This window comes from Marinomonas gallaica (genome assembly GCF_001639745.1).
GTDB classification, from domain to species: Bacteria; Pseudomonadota; Gammaproteobacteria; order Pseudomonadales; family Marinomonadaceae; genus Marinomonas; species Marinomonas gallaica.
The window spans coordinates 1-16,603 of record NZ_LTAX01000027.1; the positions used below are offsets into that span (position 1 = coordinate 1).

The 16,603-nt window shown below is 43.9% G+C and carries 17 protein-coding genes; 10 read left to right on the top strand and 7 right to left on the bottom strand.

Going from position 1 to position 16,603, the window contains the following annotated elements; translation table 11 throughout:
* Positions 1-674 precede the first annotated feature (674 nt).
* Both AYW76_RS16840 and AYW76_RS16850 read left to right on the top strand, forming a co-directional pair.
* Complete coding sequence (locus tag AYW76_RS16840) at positions 675-1,028, top strand: hypothetical protein (protein WP_067223360.1); 354 nt, start codon at positions 675-677, stop codon at positions 1,026-1,028.
* Positions 1,029-1,655: 627 nt separating this feature from the next.
* Positions 1,656-2,087 carry an acetyltransferase gene (locus tag AYW76_RS16850; RefSeq protein ID WP_067223366.1) on the top strand — a complete coding sequence of 144 codons (432 nt, stop codon included), beginning with the start codon at positions 1,656-1,658 and terminating at the stop codon, positions 2,085-2,087.
* Positions 2,088-2,921: 834 nt separating this feature from the next.
* On the opposite strand, the gene AYW76_RS19240 is transcribed toward AYW76_RS16850, so the two are convergent.
* Positions 2,922-3,779, bottom strand: coding sequence for a hypothetical protein (locus tag AYW76_RS19240; protein WP_231872645.1), 858 nt, complete (start codon positions 3,777-3,779; stop codon positions 2,922-2,924).
* A gap of 509 nt (positions 3,780-4,288) precedes the next feature.
* On the opposite strand from AYW76_RS19240, the gene AYW76_RS16865 reads away from it, so the two are divergent.
* On the top strand, positions 4,289-4,759 hold the full coding sequence (locus tag AYW76_RS16865; RefSeq protein WP_067223373.1) for a hypothetical protein: 471 nt from the start codon (positions 4,289-4,291) through the stop codon (positions 4,757-4,759).
* A 194-nt stretch (positions 4,760-4,953) separates the two neighbouring features.
* On the opposite strand, the gene AYW76_RS16870 is transcribed toward AYW76_RS16865, so the two are convergent.
* The 6 genes from AYW76_RS16870 to AYW76_RS16895 all read right to left on the bottom strand — a co-directional run bounded on the left by AYW76_RS16870 (position 4,954) and on the right by AYW76_RS16895 (position 10,638).
* Positions 4,954-5,763: a hypothetical protein gene (locus tag AYW76_RS16870; RefSeq protein ID WP_067223376.1), complete on the bottom strand. Its 810-nt coding sequence runs from the start codon at positions 5,761-5,763 to the stop codon at positions 4,954-4,956.
* 27 nt (positions 5,764-5,790) lie between these two features.
* Positions 5,791-6,105 carry a NirD/YgiW/YdeI family stress tolerance protein gene (locus AYW76_RS16875; protein WP_067223379.1) on the bottom strand — a complete coding sequence of 105 codons (315 nt, stop codon included), beginning with the start codon at positions 6,103-6,105 and terminating at the stop codon, positions 5,791-5,793.
* 55 nt (positions 6,106-6,160) lie between these two features.
* Positions 6,161-7,471 (bottom strand): ATP-binding protein, encoded by a 1,311-nt coding sequence (locus AYW76_RS16880; RefSeq protein ID WP_067223382.1) that lies wholly within the window; start codon positions 7,469-7,471, stop codon positions 6,161-6,163.
* Complete coding sequence (locus AYW76_RS16885; RefSeq protein WP_067223385.1) at positions 7,468-8,124, bottom strand: response regulator; 657 nt, start codon at positions 8,122-8,124, stop codon at positions 7,468-7,470. Before AYW76_RS16885 ends, AYW76_RS16880 begins: the two co-directional genes overlap by 4 nt.
* 202 nt (positions 8,125-8,326) lie before the next feature.
* Positions 8,327-9,757 (bottom strand): PAS domain-containing sensor histidine kinase, encoded by a 1,431-nt coding sequence (locus tag AYW76_RS16890; RefSeq protein WP_067223388.1) that lies wholly within the window; start codon positions 9,755-9,757, stop codon positions 8,327-8,329.
* Positions 9,758-9,822: 65 nt separating this feature from the next.
* Positions 9,823-10,638, bottom strand: a complete 816-nt coding sequence (locus tag AYW76_RS16895) for an alpha/beta fold hydrolase (RefSeq protein ID WP_067223392.1) — start codon at positions 10,636-10,638, stop codon at positions 9,823-9,825.
* A gap of 382 nt (positions 10,639-11,020) precedes the next feature.
* Here AYW76_RS16895 and AYW76_RS16900 point away from each other — a divergent pair, with 382 nt between their 5' ends.
* The 7 genes from AYW76_RS16900 (at position 11,021) to modC (ending at position 16,592) form a co-directional block, all read left to right on the top strand.
* The gene (locus tag AYW76_RS16900; RefSeq protein ID WP_067098590.1) at positions 11,021-11,416 is read left to right on the top strand and encodes a response regulator; all 396 of its coding nucleotides are present in this window, start codon (positions 11,021-11,023) and stop codon (positions 11,414-11,416) included.
* Positions 11,417-11,486: 70 nt separating this feature from the next.
* Positions 11,487-11,957 carry a GAF domain-containing protein gene (locus AYW76_RS16905; RefSeq protein WP_197467848.1) on the top strand — a complete coding sequence of 157 codons (471 nt, stop codon included), beginning with the start codon at positions 11,487-11,489 and terminating at the stop codon, positions 11,955-11,957.
* 3 nt (positions 11,958-11,960) lie between these two features.
* Entirely contained in the window at positions 11,961-12,140 is a 180-nt protein-coding gene (locus AYW76_RS19715; protein ID WP_082866287.1) for an ATP-binding protein, read from the top strand.
* A 27-nt stretch (positions 12,141-12,167) separates the two neighbouring features.
* A complete protein-coding gene (locus AYW76_RS16910) occupies positions 12,168-13,802 on the top strand; it encodes a GGDEF domain-containing protein (RefSeq protein WP_082866288.1) in 1,635 nt (544 codons plus the stop codon).
* A 233-nt stretch (positions 13,803-14,035) separates the two neighbouring features.
* Complete coding sequence (gene modA, locus AYW76_RS16915; protein ID WP_067223398.1) at positions 14,036-14,791, top strand: molybdate ABC transporter substrate-binding protein; 756 nt, start codon at positions 14,036-14,038, stop codon at positions 14,789-14,791.
* Positions 14,792-14,799: 8 nt separating this feature from the next.
* The gene (gene modB, locus AYW76_RS16920) at positions 14,800-15,489 is read left to right on the top strand and encodes a molybdate ABC transporter permease subunit (protein WP_067223401.1); all 690 of its coding nucleotides are present in this window, start codon (positions 14,800-14,802) and stop codon (positions 15,487-15,489) included.
* Entirely contained in the window at positions 15,489-16,592 is a 1,104-nt protein-coding gene (gene modC, locus AYW76_RS16925) for a molybdenum ABC transporter ATP-binding protein (protein WP_082866289.1), read from the top strand. Before modB ends, modC begins: the two co-directional genes overlap by 1 nt.
* Positions 16,593-16,603 lie beyond the last annotated feature (11 nt).

A 16,603-nucleotide genomic window follows, 5' to 3' on the forward strand; every position in this document is an offset into this window, starting at 1 on the left:
GGCCGAATATAAGCGTGCAACTTTACTCTGTCTTATCGAAATAGCTTGCAACAGTCGGGCGGGTCCATATAACCTCGCTGCGCGAGGGAACAGCCTTGCAAACCAAACGCCACTTCATCAGCCACCCACCCCACTTCGCTTCAATGTTCGTGGAAGAGAGAATTCATGCATTGCATTCGCTTGCGCAATATTGCTTCGCGACCGTCAGCGCGAATCAAATACATGAAGTCTCTCGTCAAGGCGGAATTATCTTATGAGAGCTGAATCAGGTTATTTATGCCCTAAAATACTGTTACTTATCTTGGCGATGCTTCTGAGAGTAAAGTGATAGAACGGCTTCGCGTCATGCTGCCATGGGACAATGGCAGTTAGCATTAGCGCTCAGTGAGGTCAGGGTATAAAAATAGATCAGATCATAAAGTCTGAGGGAAGCGCTTGCCTCTCTGGTCAAATCACGCTACAAAAGGGTACATTATGAACCAACATAGCGGCGATCAAAGACGATCTGAAGCGGCATAGTCCAAACAGACTCTGATGTTTAGCGAGTTATTTAACAGGGACATCCCACCATGAAAAAAGCAAATCCCCTATATAGACAACGCTGCGGTTCAACATTGGGTTATACACGCAGCTATGCTGCCGTATAACCCTTAATTGTTATGTGTAAATAGAGCATGGAAAAATTTCGAGTAAGACCTGGATATAAATCGAAAGAGCTACTGATTGAGTTTTGGGGAGATCATAGAAGTGAAAAGTTCCCAGATATACAAAGCATTTTGGCTCAAGGGTTGGATGCAAAGCCTGCTAAGCACCCAATATTAGATACCGCTACTATCGCGATGGCTACTGATGAATTTATCTTTCTATGGAAATACAAGGATGGAGAATATGAACTGGATGATGATACATGGGCCTTTTTCATTCATGCTCCTGATAACAATATCCAAGTAATATCTGATATAGAGAAGGTTTTATTAGCTAGCGGCCAATTTATTAAGGAAGAGGCAGATTTCAGTGAATACACATAACAAGCCGCTCAAATTCGTTCCGGCCACAAAAAGCGTGGCCTCCACCGGACTCGCTAACGCTCGGCGTTTAGCGGAGCGTTATATGCCGTAGGGTAAATAATGAACAAACTCTTTCAGTCAATTCTCAAACTACTATTGTTCTTTGGCATTGTTGCGGGGGTAATCACCATTGCCCATTCGATAATCGCATCTTCTTCTCTATTCAATAGCGATGATGGCTATATAACAGGTTGGGCCGTGTCTTGTTTCCTACTTCCTGGCATTATTCTTTATCTTATTTTCAACAACAGGCACTTTTTTGGTGTAAGTGGACTTCAATCTTATATCGGGTATTACGTATTAATATGTTGTTATTTTATTTACGTGATGTGCACAGCCGAACTTCATGGCCCAGCGCTTGCGTTGCTGCTGCTAACCCTAGTCGGTCTCTTTAGTCTCATTTCTCTAAAACTGTTCAAATGGCTTGATATCCGAAATGTCCGCTATGTGTCCATTGTCATTACTGCTCTTTACTTTTTTGGTTTTGCAAAGGTGTGGTTCCGGTAGCTTGCGCCATATAACCAATCTTTGCACCGAACGCTTCGCGCCGGTGAACTCTATACGTTAAATTTTTAATTGAGTTAAGTGATGAACATTGAGATTGTAGAAAAGGCAGATCACCTTAAGCTGATAGAAGTCTGGGAAGCATCGGTCAGAGCAACGCATGATTTTCTGGCTGAGGATGATCTACAAGAGTTAAAGCCACTAATTCTTGAGCAGTATTTTGACGCCGTTGACTTAAGGTGCGCGAAGAATGCGCATGGTGAATTTCAGGGTTTTTGCGGTGTCCATGACGGCAATATTGAGATGTTGTTCATCTCCCCTGATGCACGCGGAAAAGGTATTGGTGCTTTACTGTCAGCTCATGCTATCAAAGAGCAATGTGCATCAAAGGTTGATGTAAATGAACAAAACGAACAGGCGCTGGGCTTTTACCAGCATATTGGCTTTAAAGTGATAGGTCGCTCACCAGTTGATGGTCAGGGTAAGCCATATCCACTGTTGCATATGGCGCTATAAAATTTAACAAGGCCAGGCAAAGCGGCGTATTTTCCAATGCGGCTTTGCCTTCACTACAAAGCTGAGTTTAGCATGACACTCATCTTAAAAAGTTACTCTCTACTCACTTTTAGCTGAACGACAAAAATAAGCCTGTTCCGATTAGAGCGGGCTTATTAAAACTCTTTTAGACTCTAGATTTATATGTTTTACACAATTTAGTGAATACGAGACGTTAGGAGTTCTGATCAGTTCAGATCATATGTGTTGAGAGGTGAGTGTGGTTTCATAGGCGAATAGCTGCTTCGTTTTACTGATCTAGGGCCTTCGTTTATAGCCTACCTTTTGGTAGTAGTTAGAAAAGATTAACTCTGTACCCACTGTGGCGTGGGGGGGTGTTAAAATTCGATGGCGATAGTAATCCAGTATTTGGATGGAATATTAAGACGTTGTAAAATGGGAGCAAAAGATATGTCGATTCTGCCGCGTTTACTTTGGTTAACAATGCGTCCAGTGAGGTAATATACGCTTATCCTCCTTGTCCATAGTTTAGGGTGGTATAAAAGTATTTGGCAATAATTAATGTTATTAATAGATATAAAAAAAATAAAGAAGTGGAAAGTATCATTGTTTTGCTTTCCCTTTTTCTTTTGTGACCTAAAATGAAAAAATATATACCGAGTAGTGATAAAGGTATTAACGTTAATTGAAAATATTTTTTCATAACTAATTGATATTCACTTATATAGCCGTCAGCGAATCCGACTTTATCTATAAAAAATAGATACAGAGTGATGCTTAGTAGAAGTGTAAAAGTGCCTAAGAAGTATGAGAGAACTCTCTTACCTATGATTTTCATATGGCGGCAACCTCATAACTTCTGGAAACCTTACATCGAGTGACTAATGGTGCATAGCCAAATTGATGCTGAAGTTGCCACCAAGCTGTAATGCCAACGCTATCCGCTCTAGAAAATAGTCCATCACCTTTAGCACCAAACTCGAGCAAGTCATCATCATCTAACCCAAACACATCATAGAAATAATAATCTAAATTTATGATGTATTTTTCTATATCAGGGAAATAATTATAGGATGTAGCAAAGACATAGACATACTGAATACCGTTTATCATTAATCCTAAACCGTTTCCATAGTCTCCGGATCTTAAGAAAGGGGTTCCATTATTAAAAGCTGGAACGCCAAGGTTTATAGGAACATTAATATTCTCAATAGACCAGTTTGCATTTTTTAATGCCTGATGTATTCTTGTTTGTCCAGCCGTTATTGGCGGATGCTCTGGAGCTGAAAGCGCACGATTGCAAAAACTTTTTATGTTTTGATGGTTTGATGCCAAGGTATTTAGTCTTTGATCAGAGAATACTTTGACTTCATTGTTCTTTTTTAAAAAGCTATTAAATAAGTCACTGGTTAAATCAGTGTTTGCATCACTAGCAAATATATTTACTAATTGCAATATTTTTGATTTTAGCTCTGCTTCTGTAGCGCCGACACCAGAGCCATAGGGTATTTTTCTACGCAACCCATAATTAAGGTCGGGGCCAAATATGGGAGCTACACAGGAAGGAAGTGCTTCATTATCTATAAACTCTGTAGTCGGATCTAAGTACGAGTCTTGAGCAAAGGCAACCAGTTTAGGACGCAATAGCTTACAAAAATTTAGGTTTAGCATAAAAGTCCATTTAGTTTGCATCAGGATTAAAACTTTATAATTGATGTTACTTATTAAGGATCTTCAATAAAACTGTATATTTAAAGTTTTACATATTATTTTCAGTCAGTTGTCTAGTTAACATGACAACCATCTTAAAAAAAGTGGCTGTTTATCTTGGTGATTTTTCTGAGAGTAACGTGACAGAACGGCTTCGCATTAAGCTGCAATGGGACAACGGCAGTTAGCGTAAGCGCTTAGTGAGGTCAGTGCATAAAACGGTTCAGATCATAAAGCCTGAGAGAAGCGCTTGCCTTGCTTGTTGAATCACGCTACAAAAGAGCAAATAAAGAACCAACATAGCGGCGATCAAAGGTGATCAGAAGCGGCATAGTCCAAACAGACTCTGATGTTTAGCGAGTTATTAAACAGGGAAGTCCCACCATGAAAAAAGCAAGCCCCCTATATAGACAACGCGGCCGTTCAACAGTGGGTTATAGCCGCAGCTACGCTGCCGTATAACCCTTAATTGTTAAATACCAAGGAGAGTCATGGATAAACCGCACCAAAGAATAGGCGCAACGTCAAATGCTCATGTAGGAAGAGATTTTGAATTGGCCGCACAAAAGTTTTTTGCCAGCGAAGGGCTTGCTCTTGAGCTTAATATAAAAATCCCTGTTGGCATCGGCGAAATCATGAAAGACCATGCATTTGATTTGGGCTGCCTAAAAGAAAAAGTACTAATTGAGTGTAAGTCACACAAATGGACTGCGCCAAATGACAATGTACCAAGTGCTAAGCTAACCGTTTGGAATGAGGCTATGTACTATTTTTTAGCCACCCCTACGAGTTATCGAAAAATAATGTTTGTACTTCGTGATTATAGTGAGAAGCGTAAGGAAACATTAGCGGAATACTATATTCGTACTTATAGCCATTTGATTCCAGAAGGTGTTGAGCTGTGGGAGTACGACGAATCAACAATCTCAGCAGTGCAGTTGGCATTTAACAAGTTTAGCTAGCAGGACGTGCAAAAAGCCGCGTGCCCCTGAGCAAAGCGTTACCATTCAAATTACGGGATTGAGAGCTTGCTAGGCGAGGGGCTGTTTCGTTTGCCTTATCCTCGGTCGGTGTTGAGGGTGAGTGTTCTGTTAGTCGCTAAGTGCATTAAAAAAAGATGCCCGGTCAGGCATCTTTTTGGGTCTTACTGTAGCCATTAACCACCAAAGTTCACGATATCCCAGGTGATGTCTTCGCTGGTGATGCCGACGATTTCGATTTCGCCTAATTCTCCTAGGTCGACTTCTAGGGTGTGGCCATCGTGTTCGATGTCTTCTATATGCTGCATGAATTCTTCAGCGCTGCTGATGCCAAATTCTTGCGAAAGGTTAATCTGATCACCTTCACTGGCGTTGAAATTAAAGATTTTCAGATCATCGCCCACATTAAAGCTAACGCTGTCTTGCTGATGGGGGTTCAAAATCAGCACGGTCTCTTCTTGATCCTCAGTGTTTAATGGCTCAAAAGGGTCTGTCGATTGGCGATCGCTGTCATGGTGATCGCGGACAAATTCTTCGGAGAGTTTGTGGTATTGGCCGTCGTTGTTTATATCTTGGTAGACCGTCTTCTCGAAACCTGAACGCTGAGGCTCAAACTCTGTGATGAGGTTGTCGTTGATCTCAAAACTGTGATTAAAGATCGATTCGCGCTCTACATCGCCATCTGCTTCGTATTCGGTTTTTCCGATGACGACATTATCTTGTACGTCGAACGTATAGTAATCTTGGCCCGTTGTACTGTGACTGTAGGTCGTTTGACCTTCTACAAAGATGCCGTCGTTGTCATCATCGGTAAATGCGGTGACTTCTAAGCCACCATCGTCTCGCTCTTCTTTGTAGACAGTGTTGTTTTCAACATAGTAACGCTCATCCGCATCGATTTTTTCTTGTTCCCAGCGGCCATCGTCCCATTCTAAAATGCCGACGACATGGTTGTTTTGAATGTTAAAACGGTATTGATCAGACATTATGAACTCCTTGTCGTTGCGGGACGATTAGTTAATGGTTAGGTAATCGACTTCAAATTCATTGGTGTCGTGTTCGCGGTCAATCTCGCCGTAAAGTGTGACGTCTTGTCCGCTTTTTAAGGTGATGTGGCGGGTAATATCATCATCAATTTCTACCGTGATTTGACCGCTGGCATCGCTAAATTCGTAGCGTTCGTGACCAAGAGATTTACCCAATGTGCCGGTAAGAGTGGCTTGAGTGTTGTCGCGAGCATTTAACGCGTCAGATACGTGCATGTCATTGGCTGCGATAGTCACAGTGCTCGCGGCGAGTAGGGCGGTAGTCAGTAGTAATCTCTTCATTGTTCATCTCCTTTTGGGTCGTTATTAATGAAGAGAATACTGGGCTTATATGAAGTTAACCTGAAGTGGTTATTGAATGAGAGAAGGTAAGGCATACTTTTAGCCCAGGTTGGGCATTTTCAAAGTGCAACGAGGCCTGATGGATCGCTGCAATACGCTGACAGATGGTTAAGCCTAGGCCTAGACCTTCGCCTTTACTGTCGAGGCGGCGTGTCGAGGTATCGATTGTGTTGAGTAAGTTTTCTGGTGCGCCTTGGCCGTTATCTTGTATCACCAGTTGCTGTTGGCTGAGTGTGACTTGAACGGTCTTGCAGTCGTTACTGTGGCGCAAGATATTGCTTAGTAAGTTTTCGATAAGTACCTGCAGTAGGGTGGCATCACCTTGGACTGAGCAGGGGGCAATGTCAGTCATTAGCTCGATGTTTTGGTCTGCAAAGCGGCCTTGATATTTGTCTAAAATACCCAGCATACGTGCATCAAGTACCACGGTCTCAAAGCGCTTTTTCCAATGTTGCTGTTCTAAGCGCGCTAAGGTTAGCAGTTGCTCGACAATGCGGTTAACGCGTTCGGTTTCGGACTTGATTGATTCTATGTCTGGGTCAGGGCAAGACAGTTCGAGTTTAATGGTCGTTAATGGCGTACGGAGCTCATGAGCCACGTCATTGGCAAATTGACGCTCCCGTTTTAGCACCTCATCGACTTCTGACATTAAACGATTCAGTTTATTGGTCAGCATTTGGATTTCTTGATTACGGGTGCCACAGCTCAATGGGGACAGATCATCACTGCTACGACGATCAAGTTCTTTAGATAAGGCCGATAGGGGGCGCACAATCAGCCGTACAAGCCAGATCAAAATGAATACGCTCAATGCAGAGCCGATCAGCGTTGGGGCCGTAATGTCTTCTGCGATATCACCAATGATGTCGTCGGTTAAGTCATCACGGCGAAACATTTGTACGACCAACCCGTCTTCGTCATGTTGATAACCGTGCCAGCCGTAATCCTCAAAATCCGCTTTGATAAAATCGGAGCCTCGCTCTACAAGAGGACGTGTGTGATCTAAGTTAGAGACTTGCCAGCCTTGCTCAAGGTCATAAACCGTCACCCATATTGTGTCTTCATCATCGTTACGAATGTGTTCTTTTAGAAATACAGTGAGCTCTTCTGGTGTGGCGTCCGTTGCCACCAGCATGGCATTTAATAAGTCTGCGTTTTGTTGCAAATCGTCTTCCAAGACTTCGTTGAATTCTTCATCGGCCGCTAAGTAGGTAATGAAAACCCCCATCAAACTGGAGATGATCATGGACGCACCTAAAATCCATGCGATGGTTTTAATGCTGAAGCTTTTTTGGGCTGATTTCATCGTTTCACCAAGCGGTAACCAAAACCGCGTACGGTTTCAATGCGTTCTTTGCCAATGATTTTTCGTAAAGCGTAAATATGAACATCTAACGTATTGGATTCGGAATCATTAACGAGGCCATAGATGCGTTGTAGAAGGCGCTCGCGATGCACTTTATTTCCTGCCGATTGCAAAAGCATAAGCAGTAATTGTGCTTCTTTTTGTGGCAGATTTAGAGCGTCGCCTCTGAGATAAAATTGATCTAATTTTTGATCATAGCTTAAATCGCCGTACTCACAGATTTCCTGTTGGCGGCCCTGGTGTCGTCGTAGTAACACGCGTATACGCGCTTGCAACTCTTCTGGTTCAAACGGCTTTACTAAGTAATCATCCGCTCCGGTATCTAAGCCCTGCACTCGATCGTCTAATCCGTCTCGCGCTGATAAAATGAGAATAGGCTGATCAGCGTTTTCTCGACGTAATTGCAATAGCCAGTCGATGCCATCACCATCAGGCAACCCGAGATCGAGCAAGATTAAATCGTATTGCGCCGCTTGAAAGTGACTTTTAGCAGACGCCAAATTGCGTACCCAGTCTACCCGATAAGTGCGACTTAAAATCTTGAGCAAGACATTGCCTAGGCCTAAATCATCCTCGACCAGCAATAAATACATAGTGCATCCTTATGTTGAAACGCCAATAGCTACCCAGTGTGGATTATCCTTCGCGTAAGGTGAAGTTTACATGAAGTCCTTTTTAAAAAGAGTAACGCTACTGATAAAGCCCCATTCCTTGTTTGAAATAAGATGGACTTGTCCAGCTTGCACGGCAATGAAAACCTTAGAGTCAAGGCGTATTACCATATCACCAATTTGATCATTGAGCGTTTCGTTGGACGTGCAACGTAAAGGCGGCTCCACTATTTTCGGCTGTCTCGTAGGTGATGTTTCCTCCCATGGCTTCAGCTAGGCCCTTACTGATAGCCAGCCCCAATCCTGATCCCTCAAATTGTCTATTGGAGACCTCGTCTTGCTGGCGAAAAGGTGTGAACAACATAGGAAGAAACTCTGCGCTTACTCCAGGCCCTTGATCGGTTACGGTTATAGAGACGCTGTTTTCTAAAATTTCGGCGGTTAAGGTAATGGTGCTTTGGTTCGGTGAAAACTTAATGGCATTGGATAATAAGTTCGACATGATCTGTAAGAAACGTTGTGGATCCAAGTATACCAAGGTGGCAGGGGGCGTATCAGCGATGATGCTGATGTTTTTTTCAATACGATAAAAACGATGCTCTTCTACAGCGGTTTCTAATAAAGTAGAAAGAGGGTGGTAGTCCATATTGATGGACATTTTAGTGGTTTTCAATTTGGAGAAATCCATAATATCGCTGATAAGATGTTTCAGGCGATGGGTGTTTTCTTCCGTAATGTGTATGAGTTTTTTTGCGGGGCTAGGTAGGTCCACCAGTTTACCAGAATTGAGTAGGTTTAAACTGCCTAAAATAGAGGTGAGAGGCGTTCTTAGCTCATGGCTGATGGTGGCAATAAAGTTGTTTTGTAAGGTCTCATACTGTTTTCGTTCGCTGATATTTGTGATGAGCATAATATAATGTATGTCATCAGACACGAGCTGACTGTCAAGGCATCGTATTTGGATTTGGACATCGATGAAGGTGTTGTTTTTTCGATGAATATTCGTTTCGAACACATATGGACTTGGAGTGTCTTCAGCGGTTGTCTTCGATGCTAAGGAACCAAGGCTCATTGTTTTGTAAAATGCTTCTAGTTGTGGGCAGGGGTTGAGGGTATGAAACAAACTATCGATCGCATGGTTAATTAAGTTGTCCGTCTGCCGTTCTAGTAACGTTTCAGCACCTTTGTTGCCAAAACGTACTTTACCCAGTTTTGAGATGGCCAAAATAGCAATGTCTTCTGCACCATCGAGCACTGTTTGCAAAAGATGGCGGTTGGAATCTGCTTCTTGAGCGTATTCTTGTAATTGCTGGCGTGCTTTCAGTAATTCTTGTTCGAAGCTGGCTCGCTCTGCCGCGGGCATAATAACCCACCGATAGCAGGGCTTCTCATTAAATTGACCGGCTTCGGCATTCAATAAAACGGGTATAGTGATTCCGCTAGCCAGATTGATTTTTAAATAAATTTCATTGATCGCGCGATTAGCTCTAAGCATTGGCCAGAGGTGGGTTTGCATAAAAACCTTAGCTGGTGCGGGGAGTAACTGCTCAATACGTTCTAGGTTGTGTGGTTTTGTTAGCTCAAAAGACGTTATAGCACAGTCGTTAATGAACACGATTCTGCCCTCCTGATCCGTTATAATCAGAGGGCAGGGAAGTGCATTAAGTTCTGACGGTGGCGTCATCGACTTAAATCCGAACCAAGATACTCTTCAATTGCATTAATGACTAAATGCGGATGACTCATATGAGCTGCGTGGCCTGCTACGTCAAGCACTTTCAGGGTGCTGTGTTTTATCTGTTGATGCAGATACTTGCCCACATCAATAGACGCAAGCGCGTCTTCCTTGTGCTGTAATATGAGGCTAGGTACTTCAAGCTTGGCAAAATCTTCTCGGTTATCTGAAAAGAAAGTGGCTTTGGCGAAATGCCGAGTAATAACAGGATCAGTCGAACAAAAGCTGTCGGACAACTGCCCCGATATTTTCGGATCGGCATCCGCTCCGGCAACCACCGGACCAAGGTAACTTGCCCAGCCAAGGTAGTTTTGATCCATTAATTCCAATAAACCTTCTAAGTCTGCTTTCTCAAAACCGCCTATGTAATCTGGTGGCATGTTCAAAAAGCAAGGGGAAGGCCCCAGAAAAATCATTTTTTTAAACAGATTAGGTCTAGCATTGGCGGCGAGAGTGCCAATACTGCAACTGACTGAATGGCCTATGAAAATGACATCCGATTCAAGGTTCAGTGTGTCACAGATTTCAATAATGTCTTCAGCATAGCCTTCTAATGTTTTATAACGTTCAAAGCGGTATGCATTTACATCAGATTGACCGCTGCCTACAAAATCAAAAGCAATTTGGCGTGCTTTGTCATTGAAAGCGGGAAGAGTACTGTCCCACATGGCTTGGCTGCAACCAAAACCGTGGGCATAGAGAATCACAGGCTTGCTCGGTATTCCTGAGATTTGCACATTGTTTCGACTCATAATGTCCATCGAGACACTCCTAAATGGCACTGTTATAGGTGATTGTGGTTGATAAATGATAATGGTCAATAAATACCTTAAGGTATCTTTTAGTAAATAATAAGTTTGTGTTTGTCATGATTTGTGCCTTTAAGTAACCGTGGTAATGCCAGTCGATAAAAAATAATAGACTATAATTATTGATTCTTATTTTGTCTTGCTCCTAGTTTATGTGGAATAAATGAATTAGGGCGTTTGAACTATGAGAAAGCAAGCAGATCAAAGGGAAGTTACTCTATGGTAAAAAAGCGCTTGTAAGTCCACACTAGTTGAGACGCTTTTTTCAATAAAAGTCCAGTTTTATCATTATTAGTAACAGCTATTTTCTAGCCCCGCTGTTCTTGGAGATCACATGCAATTAAATAGCATTTTACATGTAGAAGACGATCAATCGATTAGGGTCATTGTTGAAATGTCATTGGTGGATTTGTTCGGCTATACCCTTTTCTCTTACAGTAGCGGACAAGAGGCGTGCGATGCAGTCGTTGGGCTGCAGCCGGACTTAATTTTGCTGGATGCCATGATGCCGGGTATGGACGGGTTGCAAACGTTATCAGAGATCCGGAAAAAAGACAGTTGCCAGTCGATACCCGTGGTGTTTATGACCGCTCGTGTGCAGAGCGCGGAGAAACAGCAATATCTCGATGCTGGTGCCATCGCGGTGATTGAAAAGCCTTTTGACGTCGCCAATTTGGGTAATCAACTAGAGGCTATTTTCGAGCAACACTTAAAAACTATAAATACGTAATAATTTGTAGAGATCTTTTATGCAAGCGCCTGACAAACCTACATATGAAGCGAATCGACTGGCAGCTCTTATGTTGACACAATTGCTAGATACGTCTCCAGAGCCAAGGTTTGACCGATTGACTCATTTGGCTCAGTTGACTTTGAAGAGCGATATAGTGCTCATGTCATTGATAGATAACGATCGTCAATGGTTTAAGTCAAAGCAAGGGTTAACTGTGTGCGAAATGGGGCGAGACGTATCATTTTGTGGTCATGCGATTCTTGGTGAGTCCATTTTTGAGATAGCTGATGCTCTTGAGGATGAGCGCTTTGCAAATAATCCTCTTGTATTAGGTGAGCCATTCGTTCGCTCCTATGTGGGGGTGCCGCTAAAGCATGAGAGTCAGCTGATTGGTACGCTCTGCTTTATTAGTCTGCGACCACGTATTTTTTCTGCTGAAGAGCGAGAAATCGCCACAGGTTTTGCAGCTGCGATCGAGCAGGAAATCCATGATCGACTTCAAGAGCATGATCACGACAAGCTAGTTGCAGCGAGCTAATGTATCTTTCAGCGCTTTTCACAGGCGGATGCAAACAGCTCCAAAACAAAAGGCGGGACAGGGTTAGGGCTTTCTTTATGTAAAGAATTAGCCGAAGGGATGGGTGGCAGTATAGGCTATACTTCTGCTGTTGGTTGTGGTGCTAGGTTTTATGTTCGTTTGCCTATTACGCCAACTTTTTAAATGAATATGAGGAAGGGGTAACGAGTTTTGCCTATTAAAAAGTCGCCTGAAGAAATACAGCTGGCCATGAAGTCGTTACAGGCCAACTTTGAGCAAACGTTAATACAAAAAGCGGCTTTGCTTACGGATGCTTCTTGTTCACTTAAGCTGCATGACTTTACTCAATTGCCCGAAGTTATTAGCCACTCACATCAATTGGCAGGCGCTTGTGGTAGTTTCGGCTGGCATTACTTAGGTCGTTTAGCTCGTCAAATTGAAGTGAATGCGCTGCTTGTGCGTGACTCTCCAGACTCTGATATTGCGTGTTTAAACTTAAGTGACGCGATTGATGATTTTATTAGAGAGACGAACCAAGATCGTTCCGTATCGACTCAGCCTTTGGTCAAGGCTAAAGGCGCCGCAAAAATAAATCAAGATGTTTGGCTTGTGTTGCCCGATTCTGAATATCGCGCAACGATTGAAACCCAACTGACAGCATTTGATTTTAGCGTACGAAGTTTTTCATCTTTCGCCGACTGTAGGATGGCATTATACGAACATATGCCGGCTTTGTTATTTTGTGCCACCCGTGTGGCTGATGAACTTTTCTTTTCACAAGATGCTCTGCTTGAGCATGTCATACAGAGTGATACCAAACTACTGCTTTGCTCCGAAGATGATGATTTTGAAGCGCGAATTAATGCCGTGCGACACCAAGCACAAGCCTTTTTTGTCGGTTTGCCCGACATGACGCTTTTATTGCAAAAAATAACTCGACTGTTTGATGAGATGAATTTTTCAGATAAAAAAGTCAGCATTTTAGACGATGACCTGTTACTGGCGGAACATTATAGCTGGGTGCTTGAGTCCGCGGGAATAGAGGTTCAGATTATCGAGTCTCCTGATCAAGCGGTGTCGGATTTGCTGTCGTTTAAACCTGATCTGTTGCTGTTGGATATGCATATGCCAGAATATTTAGGTTCTGAAGTGTCTGGTGTGATTCGTCAATATGATCAATTAAGCAGCCTTCATATTACGTTCTTATCTGCGGAGCATGATATTAAGCAACAACTGCAGGCCTTGTCATTTGGGGCGGATGATTTTATTACTAAACCGATCAGCAATCAGAACTTGGTCAGCACGGTAAAGCTTCGCTTGGCGCGTAATCGTGATATTAAATCGTTGATTGAGCGTGACAGTTTGACCGGGTTAGTGCGACATGGTGCGATTAAGGATACGGTTTACAGTGAGTTTGATAAAGCGAAACACAGTGGTGAACAATTTTGTGTCGCCATGATCGATTTGGATCACTTTAAAAACGTCAATGATACTCAAGGACATGCCGTGGGTGACGTGGTGATCAGCACCATAGCATCCTTGCTACAAAAAAAATTGCGTCGCACTGACCGTGCAGGCCGTTATGGCGGGGAGGAATTTTTGGTAGTGTTGCCTGATTGTTCAGCGGCGGATGCCAAAAAACGGCTTGAGTCACTTTTAAACTCGTTTAAAAGTATTCAGTTTAGCGGTTCAGACAGCCATTTTAACTGTACGTTTTCAGCGGGTATAGTGTGCAGCGCTGAAGGTTTTGCGGATGCTGATGCGGTTATTGAAATGGCTGATCAGGCGCTTTATCAGGCAAAACGCAACGGTAGAAATCAGGTGACTATGTTAGGTAGTCTTTAATGATTCGCTAGTCTCGCTCTGATTTTAGTCAAATGCAGGCGGTATGGTTAGCGACTTTTTCATAATATCTTATCACCCCTTCTATTATTCCCCCGTCCAAAATTTAATAACAGTCAGTTCCTCTTTAAATTTTCAAACACTAGTATTGTGATATTGCGCTATATAAATGATTATATAGCGCAATAATTGTGCGGCTTAATTTAAGCGAAAATTCAGATAATAAGGAGGGTGACATGAATGTTGTTAAGTATTTGCCATGGTTGGCGATGGGGCTAACGGTGACAAGTCAGTCGTGTGCGGAGCAGGTGCATGCGGCGGTGGCTGCGAATTTCACTGGGGCGATGAAGTCTGTGGTTGCGCAATTCGAGCAAGACACTGGCCATGATGTGCTGCTGTCGTTTGGTTCGTCCGGTAAAATTCTGGCGCAAATCCAAAACGGTGCGCCGTTTGATGTGTTTTTATCGGCCGATCAAGCAAAACCACAAGCGTTGCAAGACAAGGGGCTTGTGCAAGAGGGCAGTCGTTTTACCTATGCCATTGGTGCGCTTGCTTTATGGTCGTCTCTGCCAGACTTTATTGAAAACGATTATAGCCGTTTGACGTCGGATGATTACAATAAGCTGGCATTGGCAAACCCTAAACTCGCGCCGTATGGCTTGGCTGCAACGGAGGTATTACAAGCGTTAGGTTTGAAGGATACCACGCAAGCTAAATGGGTGCAGGGAGAAAATATTGCCCAAACGTATCAATTTGTCGCGACGGGCAATGCGGATTTAGGCTTTGTGGCGCTGTCGCAAATTATGTCAAAAGGGCATGTGACAGAAGGTTCCAGCTGGATTGTGCCAAGCAATTTATACAGTCCTATTCGTCAAGATGCGGTATTACTAAAAACGGCTAAGGACAATTCTGCCGCCAAGGCGTTGCTGGCGTATCTACAAAGTGATGCGGCGCAGCAGATCATTCAGTCTTACGGTTATACAACAGAGTAACAGGCGAGATGTTTACAGCAGCGGATTTGGATGCCATTTGGCTTACCTTGCGGTTAGCTTCGATAGTGACGGTGTTATTGTTAATCGTTGGGACACCGATTGCTTGGTGGTTAGCACGCACACAATCGTGGCTGAAAGGCCCGGTCGGTGCCATAGTGGCGTTGCCATTGGTGTTGCCGCCGACAGTGTTGGGTTTTTATATGCTGGTTGCTATGGGACCTAACGGCGCTATTGGCCAGTTCACTCAAGCGCTAGGGATCGGCTTGTTGCCGTTTAGTTTTTGGGGGTTGGTCATAGCGTCGGTGGTGTACTCGTTGCCGTTTGTGGTTCAGCCGATTCAAAATGCCATGCAGGCATTAGGAGAACGCCCATTAGAAGCTGCGGCGACATTACGTGTTGGTCCGTGGGAGCGTTTCTTTTGTGTGGTGTTGCCTTTGTCTAAACCTGGCTTTATTACGGCGGCGATTTTAGGATTTGCCCATACAGTCGGTGAGTTTGGTGTGGTGCTGATGATTGGCGGTAATATCCCTCAACAAACGCGGGTGGTGTCGGTGCAGATTTATGATTACGTAGAAGCCATGGAATATGGCCAAGCGCATTTACTGGCGGGCTTGATGGTGGCGTTTTCATTTGTGGTGTTGCTAGGCGTCTATGGCTTTCAACGTCAGGGTAGTAACTCAATGTTGGGGGTTAAGTGATGGTGGCTTCAGATCAACATGCGATTCATGCCGCATTCAAATTGTCTCGATCACACGCTTCTGGCGAGCCGTTTACACTTGATGTGGATATCCAATTGCCTAGCAGTGGAGTGACCGCTGTATTCGGTCATTCGGGTTCAGGAAAAACCACTTTTTTGCGCTGTGTCGCTGGTCTTGAGCGAGCCCAGGCAGGTCAGTTAACCGTGCAAGGTGAGGTTTGGCAGAAGGAGAACTGTCATGTGCCGACCCATCAGCGTCCCATCGGCTATGTGTTTCAAGAGGCGAGTTTATTTGAGCATTTAACAGGCATGGGCAACTTAGCCTTTGCTATGAAACGTGCTCCGACGCCGACTTCAGATGAGGGCCTGCAGCAGATTATCGAATTGATGGGGATTGAATCTGTTTTGACTCGCTTGCCGAAACATATGTCCGGTGGCGAGCGTCAGCGTGTTGCTATTGCGCGAGCGTTGTTGATTCAACCACGTTTGCTGTTAATGGATGAGCCACTGGCTTCGTTAGATCATCAGCGCAAGCAAGAGATCTTGCCGTATCTTGCGCGGTTACGAGCTTCGCTTAAGATTCCTATTTTATACGTCAGTCACTCAGTGGATGAGATTGCCCAGTTAGCCGATCATGTGGTGGTTCTGGAACAGGGCACTGTGGTGGCTCAAGGTGATATTGGTGAGGTGTTTGCGCGAACGGATGTGAACGCCTTATCTGGCTTTGATACGGGGGCTGTTTGGCAAGGCAAGTCAGTCGCACGTGACGAGCAATGGCATTTGGTAAAAGTGTCTTTCCAGCAGACTGAGCTTTGGGTCAGAGATACCGGAGAGGCCTTGGGCAGTTCAATCCGAGTGCGTATTTTAGCGCGTGACGTGAGCTTGGCACGCACCGCGCTGGACGAGACCAGTATTTTGAATCGTATGCCAGCGACGATCACTGATATATGCCCAGATCGTGATGAGGCTATGATATTAGTACGCTTGGATTGTGGTGAGGAAGTCTTGATTGCTCGGTTGACTAAACGATCGTTGGATAAGATGGCGTTGCAGGTAGGCCAAGAAGTTTGGGCACAGATTAAGTCTGTGGCCATTGTTCGATAAGAAGAAACGAA